The 20,589-nt window shown below is 58.3% G+C and carries 15 protein-coding genes and 5 pseudogenes; 10 read left to right on the top strand and 10 right to left on the bottom strand.

The annotated features are described in order from the left end of the window. Positions 1–138 precede the first annotated feature (138 nt). From WN72_RS09635 to WN72_RS09625, 3 genes and pseudogenes are all read left to right on the top strand, one after another. Positions 139–1,659 (top strand): porin, encoded by a 1,521-nt coding sequence (locus tag WN72_RS09635; RefSeq protein ID WP_092221038.1) that lies wholly within the window; start codon positions 139–141, stop codon positions 1,657–1,659. A gap of 246 nt (positions 1,660–1,905) precedes the next feature. Beyond that, on the top strand, positions 1,906–3,015 hold the full coding sequence (locus WN72_RS09630; RefSeq protein WP_080137402.1) for an IS630 family transposase: 1,110 nt from the start codon (positions 1,906–1,908) through the stop codon (positions 3,013–3,015). 76 nt (positions 3,016–3,091) lie between these two features. Then, positions 3,092–3,824 (top strand): annotated as a pseudogene (locus tag WN72_RS09625) (IS630 family transposase); the annotation flags it as partial. Between the two features lie 57 nt (positions 3,825–3,881). Here the strand turns inward: WN72_RS09625 and WN72_RS46745 are convergent. After that, a pseudogene (locus WN72_RS46745) lies at positions 3,882–3,944 on the bottom strand (hypothetical protein); the annotation flags it as partial. 39 nt (positions 3,945–3,983) lie between these two features. On the opposite strand from WN72_RS46745, the gene WN72_RS09615 reads away from it, so the two are divergent. After that, positions 3,984–4,391: a transposase gene (locus tag WN72_RS09615; RefSeq protein WP_244554033.1), complete on the top strand. Its 408-nt coding sequence runs from the start codon at positions 3,984–3,986 to the stop codon at positions 4,389–4,391. A gap of 430 nt (positions 4,392–4,821) precedes the next feature. On the opposite strand, the gene WN72_RS09610 is transcribed toward WN72_RS09615, so the two are convergent. After that, complete coding sequence (locus tag WN72_RS09610) at positions 4,822–5,649, bottom strand: Crp/Fnr family transcriptional regulator (protein WP_092220982.1); 828 nt, start codon at positions 5,647–5,649, stop codon at positions 4,822–4,824. Positions 5,650–6,491: 842 nt separating this feature from the next. After that, positions 6,492–6,659 (bottom strand): Dabb family protein, encoded by a 168-nt coding sequence (locus WN72_RS09605; RefSeq protein WP_430640416.1) that lies wholly within the window; start codon positions 6,657–6,659, stop codon positions 6,492–6,494. Positions 6,660–6,741: 82 nt separating this feature from the next. Between WN72_RS09605 and WN72_RS09600 the strand changes: the two are divergent. The 3 genes and pseudogenes from WN72_RS09600 to tnpB (WN72_RS46495) all read left to right on the top strand — a co-directional run bounded on the left by WN72_RS09600 (position 6,742) and on the right by tnpB (WN72_RS46495) (position 8,579). After that, positions 6,742–7,903, top strand: a pseudogene (locus WN72_RS09600) (IS110 family RNA-guided transposase). Beyond that, entirely contained in the window at positions 7,900–8,325 is a 426-nt protein-coding gene (gene tnpA / locus WN72_RS09595) for an IS66-like element accessory protein TnpA (RefSeq protein ID WP_244554032.1), read from the top strand. Before WN72_RS09600 ends, tnpA begins: the two are co-directional and overlap by 4 nt. Continuing rightward, positions 8,322–8,579, top strand: coding sequence for an IS66 family insertion sequence element accessory protein TnpB (gene tnpB, locus WN72_RS46495; RefSeq protein WP_208617531.1), 258 nt, complete (start codon positions 8,322–8,324; stop codon positions 8,577–8,579). Before tnpA ends, tnpB (WN72_RS46495) begins: the two co-directional genes overlap by 4 nt. 255 nt (positions 8,580–8,834) lie before the next feature. On the opposite strand, the pseudogene WN72_RS09585 reads toward tnpB (WN72_RS46495), so the two are convergent. Continuing rightward, a pseudogene (locus WN72_RS09585) lies at positions 8,835–9,892 on the bottom strand (IS110 family RNA-guided transposase). On the opposite strand from WN72_RS09585, the gene WN72_RS46740 reads away from it, so the two are divergent. The 3 genes and pseudogenes from WN72_RS46740 to tnpC (WN72_RS09570) form a co-directional block, all read left to right on the top strand. Beyond that, on the top strand, positions 9,779–10,135 hold the full coding sequence (locus WN72_RS46740) for a hypothetical protein (protein WP_430644637.1): 357 nt from the start codon (positions 9,779–9,781) through the stop codon (positions 10,133–10,135). The pseudogene WN72_RS09585 and the gene WN72_RS46740 sit on opposite strands and share 114 nt — an antisense overlap. Before the next feature lie 70 nt (positions 10,136–10,205). Beyond that, on the top strand, positions 10,206–11,834 hold the full coding sequence (gene tnpC / locus WN72_RS09575; RefSeq protein ID WP_194483007.1) for an IS66 family transposase: 1,629 nt from the start codon (positions 10,206–10,208) through the stop codon (positions 11,832–11,834). A 29-nt stretch (positions 11,835–11,863) separates the two neighbouring features. Then, positions 11,864–12,400: pseudogene (tnpC, locus tag WN72_RS09570) on the top strand (IS66 family transposase); the annotation flags it as partial. On the opposite strand, the gene tnpB (WN72_RS47600) reads toward tnpC (WN72_RS09570), so the two are convergent. The 6 genes from tnpB (WN72_RS47600) to WN72_RS09540 form a co-directional block, all read right to left on the bottom strand. Continuing rightward, entirely contained in the window at positions 12,358–12,678 is a 321-nt protein-coding gene (gene tnpB / locus WN72_RS47600; protein ID WP_347337509.1) for an IS66 family insertion sequence element accessory protein TnpB, read from the bottom strand. The pseudogene tnpC (WN72_RS09570) and the gene tnpB (WN72_RS47600) sit on opposite strands and share 43 nt — an antisense overlap. A 121-nt stretch (positions 12,679–12,799) precedes the next feature. After that, complete coding sequence (locus WN72_RS09560; RefSeq protein WP_092220854.1) at positions 12,800–12,991, bottom strand: hypothetical protein; 192 nt, start codon at positions 12,989–12,991, stop codon at positions 12,800–12,802. A 36-nt stretch (positions 12,992–13,027) separates the two neighbouring features. Next, the gene (locus WN72_RS47765) at positions 13,028–13,108 is read right to left on the bottom strand and encodes a hypothetical protein (protein ID WP_092220858.1); all 81 of its coding nucleotides are present in this window, start codon (positions 13,106–13,108) and stop codon (positions 13,028–13,030) included. 938 nt (positions 13,109–14,046) lie between these two features. Then, complete coding sequence (locus tag WN72_RS09550) at positions 14,047–15,435, bottom strand: CapA family protein (RefSeq protein ID WP_092220856.1); 1,389 nt, start codon at positions 15,433–15,435, stop codon at positions 14,047–14,049. A 232-nt stretch (positions 15,436–15,667) separates the two neighbouring features. Beyond that, positions 15,668–17,272, bottom strand: coding sequence for an ABC transporter substrate-binding protein (locus WN72_RS09545; protein WP_092220852.1), 1,605 nt, complete (start codon positions 17,270–17,272; stop codon positions 15,668–15,670). A gap of 1,596 nt (positions 17,273–18,868) precedes the next feature. Continuing rightward, positions 18,869–19,645, bottom strand: coding sequence for a class I SAM-dependent methyltransferase (locus tag WN72_RS09540; protein ID WP_092220850.1), 777 nt, complete (start codon positions 19,643–19,645; stop codon positions 18,869–18,871). Positions 19,646–20,589 lie beyond the last annotated feature (944 nt).

The following is a 20,589-nucleotide window of genomic DNA, read 5'->3' as shown; positions in this document are numbered from 1 at the left end:
CGCGACGTTCACTGGTTCAAGCTACCGGTTGACGTTCGACGATGGCCCTTCAGGTCGAGAATGATTGGGGGCGGGGGCGAAGGTGGTCGGCTCTTCCGCAGCCAGCACCTTACAGGCCCGACAATTTGGAGGACTTTTATGAAGATGGTGAAGAGCCTTTTGCTCGGTTCGGCGGCGGGATTGATTGCTGCAGGCGGAGCACAGGCGGCCGATCTGCCCGTTAAGGCCAAAGCGATCGAATACGTGAAGATCTGCTCGCTTTATGGAGCTGGATTCTACTATATCCCAGGCACGGACACATGCATCAAGCTGGGTGGTTATCTGCGCGCCGATACTCTGCTGGCCACAAGCTCTGACTTTAACGCTGCCACCGGTGGCGTGGCTGGTGCCCGGAACCGGCTGAGCAATTACTACACGACCCGGGCTCGCCAAGATTTGCAGATCGATACGCGCACCGCGACCGAATACGGCGTGGTCCGGACGTTCGCCGAGCTCACGTTCACTTGGACCAGCGGCACTTATAGCGGTGCAGGAACGACCGCCGTAAATGGCGCGACGGCTTACACGTCGTCGGTCGGTTCTGCGGTCGCCGGTGGAGCACTTGGTGTCTACTACGCCTTCATCCAATTCGCCGGGCTCACATTTGGTAAGGCGGAGTCGCAGTTCAGGACCCCCTGGGCAGAATATCCCGCAAACAATTTCGAACTGCCGGGAAGCGCCGGATGGGATCCTGTGAATCAGGTCACTTATACCGCTGATTTTGGTCAAGGAATCACAGCTTCTTTCTCTGCCCAAGATCAGGTCGCAAACTACACGACCAACCTCTGGAACGTGAGTGGCGCGACCGCAGCAGGAATTGCCACGGGTTCGTATGGTGCCAACGATATCGGCGGTTCGCGAGCGCCAGACCTCGTGGCCAGGGTCCGTGTTGACCAAGCTTGGGGACTCTTCCAGGCGTCGTTCGCCGCGCACGACAACCATGCGGCATATTATGGCGCGTCCGAAGTCACCGGCCATCCGGGGGACAAATGGGGCTGGGCTGGACAATTGGCCTTGTCGATCAAAAATATCCCGACCGGCGCGGGTGACACGATCAATGTGACCGGCGTATATACGAACGGCGCGAGCGCGTACAACTTCCACGATTATCTGCCCTCGACCTACGCGATGTACGGCGGTACCGGCCTAGCTGGTGCATATCAAAGCCTTGGGTTTGGTGGTGTGTCGGACACAGTGTTCGTCACGGGCGCTGGCCAGGAGCTGACCACGACTTACGGCTTCAACGGTGGATATACCCACAATTGGGATCCATACTGGAATACGTCGATCTTCGGCGCATGGGCTGCCGTCCGGTACAACAACACGGCCAAGGGGTACATCTGCGGCGCGGTCGTCGCAACTGTCGCTCTCTCGAGCGGTCTTGCCGGTTGCAATCCTGACTTCAACTACGCGGTTGTCGGCACGAAGACGTCCTGGACTCCGGTCAGAAACCTGACCTTCACGGGCGAACTCGCGTATATGATGCTCGATCAAAAATATGCAAGCGGAAGCACTGTGACGCTCCCGCTGCAATCGGGGATCGCAAAGCCTGCTGCTCCCTACGAGCTGAAGGACCATAACAGCCTCGTGCTGCTGCTCCGCGCTCAGCGCAACTTCTAAAGTCTATTCAAACTAGTGAAGGAGAAAACGCGACTTCATAGATGAAAAGCTGACCTCCAAGAAAAGGCCTCCGGCATGCCCGCCGGAGGCCTTTTGACTTCAGCGGGCTTGTTGCTCGGACGAAGCCACCTCAGGCACGCTCGATTGAGGAACGCACGTCATAATTGTGCCTCGCCGCGCTAGTCATCTGGAACGCAAGTTCGTCACATTAGTTGATAGCTCGAATCTCTACAGAGGAGAGAGCTTGTGGCGAATGCAGGTGAGCGAGGCCGGCCGATCGCGCCGTTGGTGCTTAGTCCGCCGGAGCGGGCGTACTTGGAGAGACAAGTTCGTCGTCATCGCGTTGCCCGATCGCTATCTGAGCGCTGCCGCGCGATCCTGCGGTGTGCGGATGGCTTGCCAAGCAAGTCTGTGGCTGTCGAACTCGGCCTCCACGAACACACCGTCGGCAAGTGGCGCCGCCGATTTTTGAAGGATCGCTGTGATGGCCTGCTTGACGAGGCCCGCCCGGGCCGCCCTCGAACCATCAACGACGATCAGGTTGCTGAGGTAATTGAGCGGACATTGCGTACAACGCCACCCGACGCGACGCACTGGTCGATCCGCTCAATGGCTGCGGAAACTGGCTTTTCCCACACCACGATCCGCCGAATGTGGACGGCGTTCGGCCTGCAGCCGCACCGCAGCCAGACATTCAAGCTGTCGAGCGACCCGCTGTTCGTCGACAAGGTCCGCGATATCGTCGGCCTTTACCTTTCCCCACCGAACCGAGCCCTTGTCCTCAGTGTCGATGAGAAAAGCCAGATCCAGGCCCTGGATCGCGAGCAGCCGGTCCTGCCGATGATGCCGGGCGTACCGGAACGGCGCACGCACAGCTATGTGCGGCATGGTACGACCTCGCTGTTTGCCGCGCTCGATGTCGCCTCTGGATTCGTCATCGGCAAATGCTACAAGCGCCACCGGGCAGTCGAGTTCTTGAAGTTCCTCAAAGAGATCGACGCTCAAGTCCCTGAAGGGATCGATGTCCATATCGTCATGGACAACTACGCCACTCACAAAACACCCAAGATCAAAGCGTGGCTCGCCCGTCGGCCGCATTATCATGTCCACTTCACGCCGACTTCCGCGTCATGGATCAATCAGGTCGAACGCTGGTTCGCTGAGCTCACCCGAAAGCAGATCCAGCGAGGTGTTCACACCTCCGTCAGGCAGCTCGAGGCCGACATCCGTACCTTCATCGACCTGCACAACAAAAATCCCAAGCCCTTCAAATGGACCAAGTCCGCAGACCAGATTTTGGCTTCCGTCAAACGCTTCTGCCACAAAGCCCAGCAGACTTTATGTGGCGAACTTTAGATTCACGTGACTAGTTATCTGGAACGCAAATTCGTTGCATTAGTTGATCGCTCGATCTCTAGAGAAGAGAGCGCTACTGGCGAATGCAGGTGTGCGAGGCCGGCCGATCGCGCGGTTGGTGCTTAGTCCGCAGGAGTGGACGTACTTGGAGAGGCAAGTTCGTCGTCATCGTGTTGCCCGGTCGCTATCTGAGCGGTGCCGCGCGATCCTGCGATGCGCGGATGGCTTGCCAAGCAAGTCTGTAGCTGCCGAACTCGGCCTCACGAACACACCGTTGGCAAGTGGCGCCGCTGATTCTTGAAGGATCACTGTGATGGCCTGCTTGACGAAGCCCGCCCTGGCCACCCTCGAACCATCGACGACGATCAGGTTGCTGAGTAATCGAGCGGACATTGCGTACGACACCGCCCGACGCGACGCACTGGTCGATCCGCTCGATGGCTGCGGAAACTGGCTTTTCTCACACCACGATCCGCCGAATGTGGACCGCGTTCGGCTTGCAGCCGCACCGCAGCCAGACATTCAAGCTGTCGAGCGATCCGCTGTTCGTCGACAAGGTGCGCGATATTGTCGGGCTTTACCTGTCCCCGCCGAACCGAGCCCTTGTGCTCAGCATCGATGAGAAAAGCCAAATTCTGGCACTCGATCGCGAGCAGCCGGTCTTGCCGATGATGCCTGGGATGCCGGAACGTCGTACGCACAGCTATGTGCGGCATGGTACGACCACGCTGTTTGCCGCGCTCGATGTCGCCTCGGGATTCGTCATCGGCAAATGCTACAAGCGCCACCGCGCAGTCGAGTTCTTGAAATGTTTTCGACTGCGCCGCTGCGCAGGCGAGGCTTGCGATCACGAACAGCGCTAGGCCGAACACGACGACGGGCTTGCGCCCGACCCGGTCGGAGATCGGTCCGTAGATGAGCGGCGCCATCGCAAGGCTCAGCATGAAGGCGCTCATCGTCAGGCCAACATGCGAGGGGCTGCCGCGACGACAGCACGATCAGCCGCGACTACGTGCTCCAGATCGTTGAAAGAGATCGATGCTCAAGTTCCTGAAGGCCTCGATGTCCATATCGTCATGGACAACTACGCCACTCACAAGACACCCAGGATCAAAGCGTGGCTCGCCCGTCGGCCGCATTATCATGTCCACTTCACGCCGACTTCTGCGTCATGGATCAATCAGGTCGAGCGTTGGTTCGCTGAACTCACCAGAAAGCAGATCCAGCGAGGTGTTCATACCCCCGTCAGGCAGCTCGAGGCCGACATCCGTACCTTCATCGACCTGCACAACAACAACCCGAAGCCCTTCAAATGGACCAAGTCCGCTGACCAGATTTTGGCTTCCGTCAAACGCTTCTGCCACAAAGCCCAGTAGACTTTATGTGGCGAACTTTAGATTCATCTGACTAGAAGCATCACGCGGGTGAGTGCGGTGTCCGATCGAGTCGTTAACGCAATTCTGATGCAGGTGCATTTTTTCGCGCCAATTGGTCTGGTTCGGCGAGAATAGACTTTTGCAGCGCAATGCAGTTGCGTCTGAGGCGCTATCTGCTCTTACATCGTCAGTTGGCGTGGCGAGGCGATGATCGTTAGAAGCGCCGCTTCATCGCTTCATATCATTGGAAAGACCGTGGATGAACGGACGCCGAGACCGGCGCCACGGAATTCGGCAAATGCTTCGAGCGGCTTTTCCGTGAGCGGCTACGCGGCTACTGACTCGGTTGTCAGCCGGATAGGGAGTATCTCTCAGAAAGCTCACCAGATTTGGGGCAATCGAAGAACAAGAATCTTCGCGTGCTAGTGAACTAGTCGAAATGTGAAGTTGCAGAATCGGTTGCAGCATACGCCCCGGAAATGAGTCCGTAACAACCGCATGCCTTTTGTTCCAGGCCGCGGCGCTCTCCAATTTGTAGCACGCCTCGTGTTTTACGAATTAAACGTTGTTCTTCAAAGCGGTTTAACGTCTCCGTTACTCCAGCGCGGCGCAGGCCCAAGACGCAAGAGAGATATTCATGGGTGACTGGAAGAACATGAGCTTCCACAGCATCGCTCGCCAGACAGAGCCAGGATGCAAGCCGCTTTTCGCGATCATGTCGGACCCCGCATAGCCCTGTCTGAGCACAATGCAGGCTCAGCGCTTGAACATACCGAAGTAGGTGTTCTCGGATTTTAGGGCGCTTGTCCATCAAGCGATACAAGTCCGCGACGCGGATCCTGTGCGCGCTTCCCGGAATCAGTACGACCGTCTGATAAGTCGAAACGTGTCCCCCTAATAGCACGGCAGCTCCGACTGCCCCCCGACTGCCTATTGTGGCGGTCTCAAGGATGCATCCTGCCGCAACAATCCTCAACGACACGAGACCCGATTCTACGAAATAGACGTGATCAAGATTCCTTTTCGGCTCTTGCAGAAGCATACGCTCTCTGAGTACGACCGGCTGGAAGAACTCTCCTATAGCCGCGAGGTCTTGCAATGAAAGCGCCGCCAAGATCGCGTTCTTGACAAAGAACCGCGTATTCGAACGCATGGCATTGAAGCGGCGGTTCGTGGCCTGCGTGCCGCCAGGCCGCACAAAAGCGAAATCTGCGGAGCTGTCAGAAATATCGACGGCGCTCGATACGTCACTGGTCATAATGCCCCCGTCCCTGGTGGTCACCCCGTCGACGTTCACGAACTGTTGAAGTGCACCATAACAATGCATTTGTACTGATTAATGCAAATGTGGGTCCTTCAACGACTAAATCCCGCGTTGTAATGCGCCCTTTCGGCGGCTTTCTGCAGGTGCAGACTGCGAATACCTGCCCCTTACATGCCCATTGGCTAGCGCAAGCTGCGTGGAGGGATGTTCGAAGCCGACGTCGCCAAGGGCTCAGCCGAAGGTTGCACGCGCCTGCCAGTAAGCGCAGTCTCAGCCCAGCGGTTCGTACCCCATCCCAAGGTGGGCGACCAAGTCGCACCGATAGGCTGGTCGCCGTCTCGCTTGAGCCGATGACTCGACCGTGGCATCGATGGGCGTACCGCCCAGTTCGAAGAGCGCCAAGAGCATAGGCGAGGGTGAGCGCGAGAAATCGTTGTAGCAGCGGCCTAGCCGAACTTCGTCGTGTTTCTTGAAAAGACGCCTAAATCCTGATTGGAGAGGGCCATACACTTAGTCTTCGCCCAAATTGAGAGCGGGCACTCGCTAGTTGATGAGGTCAAGCATGATGGACATTCCTACCCCTTGAGGGAACCGCTGGCCTCGATTGCCGTTCAACGGTGCTCCTTTAGGTGTCCTAATGATGGATCCCACGGGAAGCGAAAATCCCCATACCCGACGACACCGGTAATGCCAGCACATGGACTGTCCCTTCGCGCTACAACGTAGTGCCTGGTTGAGTGTCTCGCGGATTTCTTGCGCCGGCCGCCGGCGAAATGCTCTCGACCGTGGTTGAGCCGGCAAAGGAGCTTGCGCGCGCGACAGTCACAAAGAGCTTTTCAGGCGGGCACCGATTTGGTTGACACAGAGTAGTCTGCCACAAACCTTAGTTCTCGGAGCGGTCGCATTAGCCTGATCGACTCCTGGTAAAGCTCATGCGCCTGGTAGGCTGCGAGTTCTGTCTCGTTGTCGAACTCACCATAGACTAGACTGTATGTCCCCTCCACAAAATGAGGCGACTCACCCTCGATGTTGCGACGAGGGTTGCCTGGATGAACCAGGCAGAGCCTCAAACAAGGAGGGCGAATCGTGGATCATCATACCGATGCCTTCGTCGGACTCGATACGTCAAAATCGCGCAATGCAATAGCCCTTGCCGATGGCGGCCGTGGTGGCGAGGTCCGATATCTCGGGGAGTTTTCTGCCACGCAGGCAGCGATCCGAAAGCTGGTGGCAAAGCTTGCAGCGAAATGCTGTCATTTGACGTTTTGCTACGAAGCAGGGCCGACAGGATATTGCCTCTACAGACTGCTCAAAAGCCTCGGCCATGACTGCCTGGTAGTGGCCCCCTCGCTTGTTCCGAAGAAGGCCGGCGATCGAGTGAAGACGAACCGGCGCGATGCGGTAAGCCTCGCCAAGCTGTTGCGCGCGGGCGAGCTCACCGCGGTGTGGGTGCCGGACGAGCGCCATGAAGCTATGCGGGATCTCTCGCGCGCCCGCCAGGCAGTGAAGAAGGACCTCCAGGGCAAGCGTCAACAGTCTCGTCATTGATGCTGCGGCTGGGACGCATCTATCCGGGCAAGACAACGTGGGGACCAGCCACCCACATGAGATGGCTGATGTCGCAGAAGCTCGAGCATCGCGAGCAGCGCATCGCATTCGAAGAGTTACTTGAGGGGATACGCCAGGAAAGTGAGCGGATGGAGCGTTTGGAAGATGCCATCCGCGAGGTGGTACCCGAGTGGTCACTTGCCGAGGTTGTCGCGGCCCTGCACGCGATGCGGGGGATTGATCTCATTGCGGCTGTGGGGGGCCGGCCGAGATCGGTGATCTCTCCCGCTTTCAAAATCCGCGTGAGCTGATGGGCTATCTGGGTCTGGTGCCTACGGAAAACTCGACTGGCGACAAGGTCAAGCGCGGCGGCATCACCAAAGCCGATAATGGGCGGGCGCGACGTATTCTTGTGAAGGCGGCCTGGAGCTGTCGATATCCGCCGCGCGTGAGCCGAGACAAGCAGCCTAAGGTGGAGGCCTCGCCGAGAGGCGCGAGAGAGATTGCGTGGAAAGCGCAAACCAGATTGTGCGGACGGTTCCGCTCACTCGAGCGGAAGGGCAAGCGGCGCACCGTAATCGTCACGGCGATCGCTCGCGAGCTATCCGCCTTCATTTGGGCAATCAATCGCGAGCTCAGTATCGCTCCGGTGAGGACCGCCTTGTGCGGTTTGATGGAGGATGAAGACATAGGCGTATGACTGACCATATGCCTATGCCGAAGGTTTCCCGACTTGAAGTCGTCTCGACGGGCGCTCGACGCCGTTGGACACTGGAAGAAAAGCGGCGGATCGTCACCGAGAGCTATGACGGGCCACGTCTGGTGTCGGTGACGGCACGACGTAACGGGCTGTCGACAAGCCAATTGTTCACGTGGCGCCGGTTGGCGCGCGAAGGCAAGTTGATCGGGGATGCCGCGCCGGTGCTTGTTCCGGTTGAGATCACGCCTGCGGCGGCTCCGATCTCGAGTGGCGCGCCACAACCGGTGTCTTCACCGCCTGCGCAACGTGCAAGGGCCGGCATTATCGAGATCGAGCTTGGCGGCGGCTGTCGCGTGCGGGTTGACCGGGACGTGGACAGGGAGGCGCTGCAGCGGGTTCTTGAGCTTTTGAGACGGCGATGATCCCGATCCCGAGCGGCGTCAGGGTCTGGATCGCCACCGGCCACACCGACATGCGCCGCGGGATGCAAAGCCTGGCGCTTGCGGTCCAGGAGAGCCTGAAGCGCGATCCTCATGCCGGCGATCTCTACATCTTCCGGGGTCGCCGCGGCGATCTGGTCAAGATTCTCTGGCATGACGGGCTGGGCATGTCGCTCTACGCCAAGCGCCTGGATCGCGGCAAGTTCATCTCCTATGGCCTTTGTCAACTGTTTTGAACACAGCTTCCCGATCGCCCGTTTTGGGACGTGGATATTTGATGCATACGATCCGCATGGGTGAGGACGCCGAGTGTTCTCGACGGTCGCTCAGACTCCTATGCGGGGATTGGCTACCCCATGATGACGGTGCGTCGGAGGGCTGCCTCGCTCTGGCCTCGGACGTCGGCGTTTCCGCTGTCCAAAATGAATTCGAGGATTCCCTCTACCGCGCTCGGCGTCCTCGCTGATGCGGATCGTAGGATACGTCTTCGATTACGCGCCTAGCGGGACGCGCTGGCCGATGGACCAGATAAAGCCGAGCAGTTCCCGCGCAACTGCAGCGGTAGCGACGACTGAGCGTTTTCCGCGGGCTGTAAGCTTCCGATAGGTCTTGTGCAGACGTAGCTGCGCTTTCCAGGCCAGAGCAGCGATATCTTGTGGAACTGGCGGGCAACGCTCTTTCATCCATTGCCCGACCTTCGGCGTGGTACGATAGCTCCAGGCAGCTTCACACAGCACGGCCCGCGCGATCGAACTGCCCGCCTTGGTGATGCCGCGCGGCCTTACCGTACCGCCGCTGCTGTGCTCGCCTGGGGCGAGGCCGAAGTAGGCAACGAGCTGCCGCGGATGAGCGAAGCGGGAGAAGTCTCCGACCTCGGCGAGTATCGTAGCGGCGACGATCGGACCGACGCCCTTCAATGCTTGCAGAGCCTGCATCTGTTTGGCCCACGGGAGCTCGCGAGTAGTTCGCGGATTTGCTCCTCTACTCCAGCCTTGCGAGCCTCGTCATGCTCAAGTGCGTTGAGATAGGTCTGGAATGCAATCTGTTGCGCCGGATGGGCGAACGTCCTGTTGCAGAGCCATATCCGGTGTCGGCGACTCCAAGCCTTACCCTCGAAGCGTAAGTCGCAACGGAGCATGAACGCCTGAATGCGAATGCGATCTCGGCGGACATCCTGACCAGCTGCGTGCCGCGCCCGTACCAGGTCGCGTAGTGCCTCATGAAGCGCGTCCGGCACCCAGACATAGGTGAGCTCACCGGCCCGATGCAGACGAGCCAAAATGATGGCGTCGCGCCGGTCATTCTTGATCCGCTCGCCCGGCTTGCGTGGCGTCAACGAGGGCGCGCACACTCTGCAGATCATCCCCATTGTCGAGAGTTGACGTTGAACGTTGTAGCCGCATGATCCAGCCTCGTAGACGAACTCGACGACACCATGTCGACGCGCCAGACTCCGAGCGAGTTTGCCGATTGCCGTCGGATCGTTCTTGATCGTGCCGACATGCCGAACCTCACCCGCTCGCCCAACGCCCGCTACCGCGACAGAAATTGTCTCTTTGTGTACGTCGAGACCAACGAAGGCACAAACCGATTGCATAGCATTTCTCCTTCCTTGCCGGGTCCAATCCGGACGACGCCCAAGATGCGATCACGGGCAGGAAAAGGCCATGTCATCTGGCCGGCGACGGTGGATGGCGTGGTATCGCTGACCGCAGCTCAGATGGGCTATTTGCTGGAGGCGATCGACTGGCGCAATCCCCAACACAGCTGGCGGCCGCAGAGCGCAGGATAGGTTGCGCAATAGTCCCGTGAGATTGCAAAAAGCGCACGCCAAATCGTCGCTTTTGTGATTCCATCGGTGCATGGGTGACGGTCCCCAGAAGCTGCCGGAAGACATTGAGGCGCTGCAAGCGGCGTTGCTGGCGACGCGCGCCGAACTCGCCAGCGTTCGCGCCCAGCAGTCCGACGACCATGCTCTGATCGCTCACCTGAAGCTGCAGATCGAAAAGCTGAACCGTGATCGTTATGGCCCTCGCTCGGAGCGTACCGCAAGGCTGCTGGATCAGCTCGAACTGACGCTGGAGGAGCTCGAGGCCTCAGCGACTGAGGACGAACTCGCTGCCGAAATGGCCGCGGCCAAGACGACGAAGGTGGCCTCGTTCACGCGCAAGAGGCCGTCGCGCCAGCCGTTCCCGGACCATCTGCCTCGCGAGCGGGTGCTCGTGCCGGGACCTGTGGCGTGCGCCTGCTGCGGCGGAGCGAGGTTGTCCAAGCTCGGGGAGGACATCACCGAGACGCTGGAGGTGATCCCGAAGTCCTGGAAGGTGATCCAGCACGTCCGGGAGAAGTTCAGCTGCCGTGATTGCGAGAAGATCAGCCAGTCCCCGGCGCCGTTCCACGTCATCGACCGTGGTTGGGCCGGCCCCAGCTTACTGGCGATGGTGCTGTTCGATAAGTTCGGCCAGCACCAGCCGCTGAACCGTCAGGCCGAACGCTATGGCAAGGAAGGCGTGCCGATCAGCCTGTCGACCCTCGCCGACCAGGTTGGTGGCTGCACTGTTGCGCTGACGCCCTTGTTCCGGCACCTCGAGGCCCATGTGCTGAGTGCCGAGCGATTGCACGGGGATGACACGACGGTGCCGGTCCTGGCCAAAGGCAAGACCGACACCGGCCGCATCTGGGTCTATGTACGCGACGACAAGCCTTTTGGCGGGCAGGCCCCGCCGGGAGCAGTGTTTTATTACTCGCGCGATCGCGCGGGCGAGCATCCCCAGGCCCATCTGGCCGGCTACAACGGCATCTTCCAGGCCGATGCCTATGGCGGCTATGGCAAGCTTTACGACCCGAGCCGCAACGTAGGTCCGATCCTGGAAGCGGCGTGTTGGGTCCATGCCCGACGACCGTTCTTCGTGATGGCTGATCTGGCGGAGAATGCGCGCCGCAAGGTACAAGGCAAAAAGCCAGCGGTGATCTCGCCTCTGGCACTGGAAGCAGTCCGTCGGATCGACGCCTTGTTCGAGATCGAGCGAGGCATCAACGGCGAGACGCCCGAACGGCGCCGGGCCGTCCGCCAGGAGCTGAGCGCGCCGCTGATGGCCGATCTGAAAGTCTGGATGCGTGAACAACGCGCCAAGCTCTCCCGGCGCAACGACGTTGCCAAGGCGATGGACTACATGCTCAAGCGCTGGGATGCGTTTACCCGCTTCCTCGACGATGGCCGCATCTGCCTGTCGAACAACGCCGCCGAGCGAGCCCTGCGCGGCATCGCCCTGGGGCGGAAGTCTTGGCTGTTCTGTGGCTCCGACCGCGGCGGCGACCGTGCCGCGATGATGTACAGCCTGATCGTCACAGCCAAAATGAACGACGTGGATCCACAAGCTTGGCTCGCCGACGTCCTGGCACGCATCGCTGCACATCCCGTACAACGGCTCGACGAACTTTTGCCCTGGAATTGGCGCGACCGAAATAAGCAAGTCAACCAAGCAGCCTGAGTGACCGCTACGCGGTCCTCACCGGATGCTTACGTTGGAGCCACGGCCGCAGAAAGTTCTTCGACCTGGCGAAATCTGGAGAGGCGCCGATTGCCAGCGAGGCCTTGCGACGCATCGATATCCTGTTCGACATCGAGCGCACCATCAACGGCAAAACGCCGGAACAGCGGCTTGCGGCACGTCGTGATAAGTCGAGGCCGATCGTCGCCGATCTCGAAATCTGGATGCGCCAGCAGCGAACCTTGCTCTCATCAGGCAACGATACTGCAAAGGCGATCAACTACCTGCTCAACCGCTGGGCGGCGTTCACCCGATTCCTGGACGATGGCCGCATCTGCCTCTCAAACAACGCTGCCGAACGAGCGTTACGCGGTGTGGCTGTGGGAAGACGAAATTGGACCTTCGCCGGTTCAGATGCTGGCGGCAATCGTGCCGCCGCTGTCTATACCCTGATCGAAACCTGCAAGATGAACGACGTTGATCCGCAAGCTTGGCTCGCTGACGTGTTGGCCAGGCTTCCAGATCACCCCGTCAATAGAGTCGCCGACCTGCTCCCGTGGAATTGAAAGGCGACCCAACAGTCCAAAGCGGCTGCGGCCTGAGGCGCCGCGGCAGACCGGCGCGCCTGCCCGGGGTGCTGGCCGGATGCGTACAACTGTGTTGCGCGTTGCGCCAGTCGATCGCCTCCAGCAAATAGCCCATCTGAGCTGCGGTCAGTGATACCCCCGTCCACCGTCGCCGGCCAAATGAAGCCGCCGCCGTCCAGCCGCTTGGCGTAGAGCGACAGCCCGACCCCGTCGTGCCATAGCGCCTTGATCAGCGTGCCGGCACGGCCACGCAACACAAAGACGCCGCCAGCAAAAGGATCTCGCCCACTGCACCAGTAACGCCAGACCGTGCATGCCTTTGCGCATGTCAGTGTGACCAATTGCGATCCAGATTTTCGCGCGCTGCTGCGGTAGGGATCATAGCCGCTCCAGCATATCCAACACCTGCGACAGCTGGATGATATCAACGCCGGCGTCCACGATCACGCGACGGCCATCGCCGACGACAATCTCAATACGGCCACTTGCCGGCGTGGCTAGACCTGTCGGCCGCGCTCCAGCGGGTCCGGCGTCACCATCGATGGCACAAGGCAGGCTGAAGATATTCATTATCGCTCGGCCGGAACCCGAGCGACCGCCGCCAACTCAACAGGAGCGAGCGAGAGATCCGATTCCTCCTGCTGTCGATGAGACGGAGCGCGAGGCTTGCAAACTCTCCAAAACGATCCTGAGCTTCTCATCATCGCTCCATCGACGCCGCCGGCAGTCTCAACAACATCGAACCGCTTAATGAGCACTACACTTATTGCTGTCCATGAGCGCTGTTACACAGCAGTGGCATTAACCCGAGGCGGGGCTCATAACGAAAATATTACGCGCGGCCTGAGGTCGAAGTTTCCCATACTCGGTCCCGATGCGTCCTAAAATCCGCGCCCGAGTGGGATAATTTACATTTTGAAACCGCTCGATTTGACTTGGTCTAAGAAACCGATACCTGCGAGGGGACTGTTCTGCAGTTAGAAACTGACTCCGCCGCTGGGCTCACATGGCAGACAGTTGAAGCGCTGCTGCAACGACCACCCTGAGTGCAGGTGAAGATTTCTGCTGAATGATGCACACAACTCGCGCGTATCAAACCGATTGGTCTCGATCTGCCACACTCGATCGCGGCGAGCGAGCCTAGCGCTTGCACTTTCCCGAGAATCCAGTTGAGCAAACCGGTCGCCCCAGACGCGAGCCCCCAGGAGGGTTACTTAACGCTCCACGTATTCCGAATTCGGCCCTTTGGGCTCTATCGTCAGGTCTGGCTCCAATCCCCATACAATGTACTGCCGAAGTCCGCGCCGGCTCGGCCGAATTCACCTCGCCTGCAATGAAAGCAGCACCGTACCTGTAGCCTGCTAACCGCCGCGCCGTGGACTGGCTCCGGCAATGAAAGCACTATCAATTCTCAGCCACCTCACGGCATCCTCATCACCAGCTGGTTCGTGAGTGGGTGAATGACACACGCTGATTGACAATCTGGCTTCCGCGTCAACTCCGTGCTGGACAGCGTCAGCAACAATGCCAGCGCATCGAGCTTACCTGTGCTCTGCATCCAACGGACCGGGCGCTAAGACCAATCCATTCCGCCCAGACTGAGAGCAACTGCGAGCAACCTGATGTCAGGGCGGCGAACTGGCGCGCACAGTTATAAGTCCAACATCGTCCACAATCGCAATCTGCGTACCGAACGGCTTCGAGAGCTTCTGCAGACGCTCCAGAATAGCTATTGCCTGCGGTCCATGCGCCCGCCGCGGGACGCCCCGGTTGGCAAGCCTCTTAGAGCGATCGAGCTCGATCGGGTACAGCCGCAATTCAACAAGCTGGTTCTGCTCAAATCGGCTGGCCGCCACTATACTCTCGTAGAAGACTGGATCTGAAAATCCGGGATCTGTCTCGTACCCTCTTGTCATCTCACTCGCCGTCACCTCAGCGTCCGTGTCGGTTCGTGGGTCCTTATCGTAAGCAGCATACATGTCAGCCCCGACCGGCGTCCGGAGATCGTCGATAATGAAATTGCCCAACCCATAAAGGATCGGCCGACTCTTGTAGATTTCGATGGCCCGCAACTGATGCGGCCCATGCCCCACATATGCGTCCGCGCCAGCGTCGATCAGCCCTTGCGCAAGCGATTGTTCATAATCAGGCGGCTCCTGACACCAATTCCCGGGCTGGTGTCCGTGATTCGTAACGATGCAAAAGTCGGAGAACTGCTTGCCCTGACGAACGTTTCGCACAATCTTGGCAAAATCGCGCGGATCGGCTTCGTAGCTGTAGCTGATCGTGTCGCCTGTATTATATGTCACTCCAGAGAGCACCACCCTATTCGGATCCTCACGATGGGACTTGACGCCTGGCAACGCGTTGCGTATCCGCCTCAAGCTCTCGAGCATCTCGGGCAAAACAATGGTGGTCTTCGCCAACCGGAGTGTGTTTACGCCCGCTCTGCCCGGAGCCTCGCCCGCCGGATCGGCGGCGCGAGATAACGGCGTGAAGGTCGACGCAAACGATACCAGCGAGACGCGACCGCGTGGCGTCTCCAGAAAGCGAGCAGCGCCTGCCTGCGCGAGACTCTCGCCTGCCCCCGCATGCACGATCCCGCTCTGATCGAGCGCCTGGCTCGTCTCGCGCATTCCTTCAAGGCCCCAGTCAAGGGCATGATTGTTCGCGCGACCTAGGATGTTGAATCCCATCGCCCTTAAATCGGGGCCGAGCTCCGGCAGGCTGACGTGATACGCACCGCCATACTCAGCCTCAGGGCTACCCTTGAACGATCGAATATCAAAGATGTTGGTTTCCATGTTGCCGAATGTGACATCGGCATTCTGGAGAATTTTGACGACGGCGGCGAAACCTGCTCCCTGATATTTGGTTAGCGGTCTTGTGGCGATCAGGTCGCCCACTGCTACCATCGTGAATCCATCCGCGACGTTCGTCTCAGTTGAAGCGATAGCGTCGTAACCATTATCCTGGTCGGCCACAGACCGGTTCTTGTGTGAATGGGATTCCATAGATTTCTCCATCGGCAACTCGCTAAGGCATTTTACCTTCTTTTACCGGCAACAAACCCAAGTCAGGTGCCATGCTCACGAGACACAGTTCAGATGAAGCGATCTGTCCTTGAGCGCGGCAGTGCGCAGCAAGGACCGCCCGGATCGCTGAACTACACGTGCAGAACTAGAGTGAAATTCATTACGAGACCAACTGACGCGAGTCACCTGTGTTGAAGTAACCGTTAGGCCGTCACAGCTTCTGAATGTTCCACATCGGAAGAAGCGCCGGCATTCCGATGACGCCTGTCAGCTTTTTGCGGCGCGCAACTGGCGAGACACTCTTCCCCAAGAAGACGAAACCGACAAAATCCCAAAACATTCGCTGCATCTTGCGGGCTAGCTCCTTGCGCTCTTCGACCGTTTCGACCTCTGCCCATTTGGCGCGAAGAGACTCGTATTCCTCGTTGTTCGGCCAGCCGTACCACGCTTTGTCACCATTCGCTGCTAAGCTGATATTGCCGATCGGATTGCTCAGCGAGTAATCGGAATCGCTCGAGATGAAGATGCTCCAGCCACCTTTCTCAACAGCCCCCTTGTTCGCCCGGCGCGCGACAACTCCACCCCAATCGCTCGGTGCGAGTTCGGCATTAACTCCGATCTTCCGCAAGGACGCCGCCAATAGCTGCGAGGCGTTGTTTATGAAAGGTATGTTCGTGGGCTGAAGAATTATAACCTTCTCGCCCGAATAACCGGCCTCCTTGAAAAGTTGTTTGGCTCGTTCAGGGTCGCCGCCCTTTTTATGCCAGCCCGTGTTTTCATCATTCGAATAGACCGATCCGGTACCAAATATCGAAGTAACGGTGCTGATGTATTCCGGCGGGTACTCGGTGCGCATGAACGCATCCTGATCGATCAAGTGTAGCATCGCTTGACGCGCCTTCACATTGTCGAACGGCTTCTGCAGAAAGTTCAGGCGCAGATACCAGTCGTTGCCTCCCTTGTTCAGAACTTGGAGCTCAAGATCGGGATCACTCTTGATCGTCGAGAGCTGATCGAGTGGCGGCGATCCGAAGAAGTCGATTTCACCCGCCTGTAAAGCAGCGAAAGCAGTCTGCTGATCTGCGATATTGTCCCAGATCACACGTTCAACCTTAACGATCTTTCCGCCGGCCAATCCGTCGGCCGGCTCCTTACGGGGCACGTAGTTTTCGTTGCGATCGTAAGTGAAGCTGGCGCCCGGCCTGGCAAGTGCGCGATTGAACTTGAACGGCCCCGATCCGATATTCGATGTGACCTGCTCTGTTGCGGGGGTGCTCGCATCTTTCTCGCGCATGATGAAGAGGCATGGCGTCGCAATATTCGCGAGAATATCGATCAGAAAGCCTAGCGGCTCCTTCAACGCGATCGTAAAGGTTTTGTCGTCCTTCTTTGAAATATCTTTGGCCCGTGCCACCATCAGCTGTCCGCCGGGATTCACTTCGGCCCAGCGGCGGATCGAGGCCACACAGTCCGCCGCAGTGACAGGGGCGCCGTCGTGCCAGCTCAGACCATCCCGGAGCTGAAATGTGTAGGTTCTGTTGTCGCCGGAAACGGTCCAGGTGGCCACCATTTGCGGCTGCGGCATAAACCTGGAATCAAGCGAGAACAGCGTGTCGTAGATCGCCAACCCATGATTCGCGGTGACATATGCCGCAGTAGAGATAGGATCGAAGACGCGGAGGTCACCGCCTCCTGTTACCATGCGGACGGTCCGCGCAGCGGCGAGCTCCGTCTGAGCCCATAGGGCTGAAGGAATGGACAAAGCCGCCCCGGCAGACGCTCCCGCCTTAATGAGCTTGCGACGAGATATTACCATGGGTCCCATCCTCTCTGAGTCGACTGCGCGATCGACTCGGGTCTACTTGTTGTGTGAGTTATCGTTAGGCTCCGCCCCGACCAGCTCTTCCTCGCGTGACTCTGCATCTGGGCTTTTCCAGCGCTATCAAACGATATTGGAGCTTGCCTGCAGTTTTATGGCGAGTTCCCATCCCAAGCCGACGGTTACGCCCTTGTTTACACCAAACCCGCCGGATTTCTGCATCCTAGGAAATCCCGCCACTTGGGACAGTTTGCCTACAGACTTGTCCGGAACCCAATCCTGCGCGAAGTCGCCGTTTCAACCATGTCCATGGGATCTGTTAAGGAACTGCCGTGACGCCCCCTGCGCAGCAGCGCGACAATAGGTCCGATGTCTCGTTGTGCTTCTATATTCAGCGTGACCACTTCATTGTCGCGCTTTCGAGAGCCCGCTCGCAACTCGAAATTTTTCGAGGACGCCGTCGTCGCCGTATGCTGTATCGCTTCTCCACGGATCGCCCAGCGCGAAGGCCGTTTCGGCTTGAAGTCGCCTGCCGTCAAGCATAACGATCCTGACCCGTGATGGCATATTGCGCAGTTGCCCGCGCACGATCTCGCTCGCGAATTCATTCGCAACGTCTCAGGACTCCACACAAAGTTTCTCTCGCAACTCTTTGACGTGCCGGATGTCTTCAGTCTCGTTGTCTAACTAGGCGCCCCCACCGGAATACCGAGCAGCACCATCGTTGCAGTGGGGAAAGCTGCACTGCCGAGAAAGCCAGTTGCGCCGTGTGAGATTGCAAAAAGAGCATTAAAGTAGGCCCAGCAAAGAGGATCTCACGAAACATCCCGGAGGACGATCATAACGAACGAATACAAGCGGCAGGCGATCGGTTTGGTCTTTCGAGCGGTTGCTCGATGGGCTCCGCGACCAAGGAGCCTAAACTACTCTGCGCGCGTCATGTCCAGCCCGATCGCTCCAAATTTGACCGAGGGTTTACGGCCGTAAGGTGGTCCGCTGGGTCATGCAGGACACATGGCCACCGAACTGCCGCTGATAGCCCTGAGCATAGCAATATCGGTGCAGAAGCCTGGCGCCGGATTGATCCACCACTCGGGATCCCGGTGTTCAATACGCCTTGGGGATTTTGCGCAGGGCGCTAAGGCCCGGCGGCTTCCGCGCCTCAATCAGCCGCACAGCCGTTTCCTACGACAATGCGCCGACATGGAGGCTTTTTCCACGCACTCAAGACAGAACTCGTTCATCATCAGCATACGCCACGAAGCAACGAGCCAACGATATCTTCGCCTACATCGAAGCCTTACTAAATTCCAACTCGATGCCATTCCACCATTGCCTCCAATTGGAGCAAAAAGCAGCATAACCCTATCCTCTTTCTTGGAGTAAGATTAAAGCTCCTGCATCCGACGTAATCGCTCACCGTCTCCCGCCACCACAGCGCGACTTTCCGCGGTCCAATCCCGATTAATCCCGCGCCAACCGGTGCTGCCTTACGATTTTCCGGCAGAGGCAGTCCTCGAAATTCAACGCTCCCCTCCAAACAGCACTCTCGCTGACTCGGTTCTCCGACGCTCGTCGCCCGAGATATCGAGGCTAATGCCTATATTCGAGCAACGTCGTATGGTGACCTCGTTCTACAAAGGAGCCAGACGGCGAATAGGACAGTAATAAGCGACGCATACGTGTCGTAAACTCGTCACGACGAGCTCCGAGAGTGCCTGGCAACCAGTAGAGGTAGCCAAGAAGATCATCAAGGCACCAGTGATGATCGTAATAGTGACGAAGCTCCGTGATTTCACAAAAATCGGAGGCGCGAAGCACTTCTCGATAGGGGGGAAGGTTGGGCCGAACTGCTCCAGGACCTGCCGGAAAAGTTCCTCCCCAGAACTCTCTGATGTCGCTCATCATCGCAGCATGCCATTCTCCAGGTTCCGACCCATCGCGCTCGCGGTTGGTTATCACAACGCAGCCATCCGGGGTAGGCAAATGGGCGAGCTTTGCCAGGACTTTGGTTTGATCCATCCACAGAAAGGAGCCCGCAATCGTCGCGATATCAAACGACGACGTTGGCTCGTCAATGTCTTCGGCTCTCGAAACTAGAAAATCAATATTCGCCGCTCCTGCCGCTTCCGCCATTCGCCTTCCCTCCTGAACCATTTCGTCGCTTGGATTGACGAAAAGCACATTCGCAACCGAGCGCGCCAAGGGAATAGCGATCTGCCCCGTGCCTGCACCTAGATCGAGGGCACGAGTTCTGTTGGAGAGGCTGCAAATCCGGACCAATGATCGGAAGAAGTCTTCTGGATAAGTTAGTCCGTGCCTCGCGTAGTAGGGCCCTGCACCACGATACAGTTCACTCGCTGCGATCATGCCTAACCCCGTTGTGTGTCTTCTTACGTGCCGAACGCCTTGAAATGACAATCCACCAGCGCGAAGCTCATCAACCAATAGGTAACATTGTTGCGTCTGTAGAGTACCTACTAAGGCTGGTAGTTGTGGGGGCGGAAAGGCTGTCGATCGGATTGACGCAACGCTGCGGCTAAGCCCCCATTCACCAGATGCTCGATCTTGATAAAAGTTTCAAGGAACGCCATTAGTAGATCCGCCAGTAGGCGGTAGCAGCGAGCGCTTGTCTCGGGTCTTTCGGCACGTAGTTATTGTATGCCTACTGCTTGTCAGAAGCCGAGTGCGCCGTCGGGAAGCTTGAAGCAGAGCCATCCGTTGAGTGGTGATGTCCGCGCGGCAAATCGAAGCCGCGTTGGTCAGCGACCGCGAAGCTAGCAAAAGAGAAACGGCAATGACAACTAGCACTCGAATATCGATCGATACTTTTTTATCGACGTTGATCCGGTCGACCGGTGAGCTGATGCTCGACATGCCGCCCTTACAGATCTCGAACAAGACAGTTAAGTCTCCGCTCGCGAGGGTCTTCGCTGGCTGGTTCGGCACGGTACTCGGTTCGTGCAGCGGTAGCGCGTCACGCGTTTAATCGGGGAAAGTGCCTGCGATATCAGACGTTCTCGTCGCGTCAGCGTGAGCTACTAGGGACGGGCAACAATTTGAGGCCCGCGCGATTTGTAACGCTCTACAGAAATAGGACATTCCTGCTGGGTTATCTGTCTGCCCCTCCGCGTTCTACTTTGCATTGCCAGAATTGTTACCGTTTTCCCAGCAACGCAACCAACGCGCCGCTAGAAATCTGAGGTCATGACAAGGTAAGTGGCTTTTACCGCAAGGCATCTTCGCTGCGAAGGCGACATTGGACATGCGAGCGTATGCGAGAAGGCCAGACGCTCAGCGTAACCAAGCGATTT

The sequence above is a fragment of the Bradyrhizobium arachidis genome (genome assembly GCF_015291705.1).
GTDB lineage: Bacteria > Pseudomonadota > Alphaproteobacteria > Rhizobiales > Xanthobacteraceae > Bradyrhizobium > Bradyrhizobium arachidis.
Note: the sequence above shows the minus strand (reverse complement) of the source record. Positions and strands in the feature narration are given on the sequence as shown.

Excerpts from the sequence above, each read along its gene's own strand:
- WN72_RS46740 (WP_430644637.1), top strand. The coding sequence starts at position 9,779 with ATGTCGACGCGCCAGACTCCGAGCGAGTTTGCCGATTGCCGTCGGATC.
- tnpC (WP_194483007.1), top strand. The coding sequence starts at position 10,206 with ATGGGTGACGGTCCCCAGAAGCTGCCGGAAGACATTGAGGCGCTGCAA.
- WN72_RS09615 (WP_244554033.1), top strand. The coding sequence starts at position 3,984 with ATGCGAGGGGCTGCCGCGACGACAGCACGATCAGCCGCGACTACGTGC.
- WN72_RS09550 (WP_092220856.1), bottom strand. The coding sequence starts at position 15,435 with ATGGAATCCCATTCACACAAGAACCGGTCTGTGGCCGACCAGGATAAT.
- WN72_RS09560 (WP_092220854.1), bottom strand. The coding sequence starts at position 12,991 with ATGAATATCTTCAGCCTGCCTTGTGCCATCGATGGTGACGCCGGACCC.
- WN72_RS09545 (WP_092220852.1), bottom strand. The coding sequence starts at position 17,272 with ATGGTAATATCTCGTCGCAAGCTCATTAAGGCGGGAGCGTCTGCCGGG.
- tnpB (WP_208617531.1), top strand. The coding sequence starts at position 8,322 with ATGATCCCGATCCCGAGCGGCGTCAGGGTCTGGATCGCCACCGGCCAC.
- tnpA (WP_244554032.1), top strand. The coding sequence starts at position 7,900 with ATGACTGACCATATGCCTATGCCGAAGGTTTCCCGACTTGAAGTCGTC.
- WN72_RS09540 (WP_092220850.1), bottom strand. The coding sequence starts at position 19,645 with ATGATCGCAGCGAGTGAACTGTATCGTGGTGCAGGGCCCTACTACGCG.
- WN72_RS09635 (WP_092221038.1), top strand. The coding sequence starts at position 139 with ATGAAGATGGTGAAGAGCCTTTTGCTCGGTTCGGCGGCGGGATTGATT.
- WN72_RS09610 (WP_092220982.1), bottom strand. The coding sequence starts at position 5,649 with ATGACCAGTGACGTATCGAGCGCCGTCGATATTTCTGACAGCTCCGCA.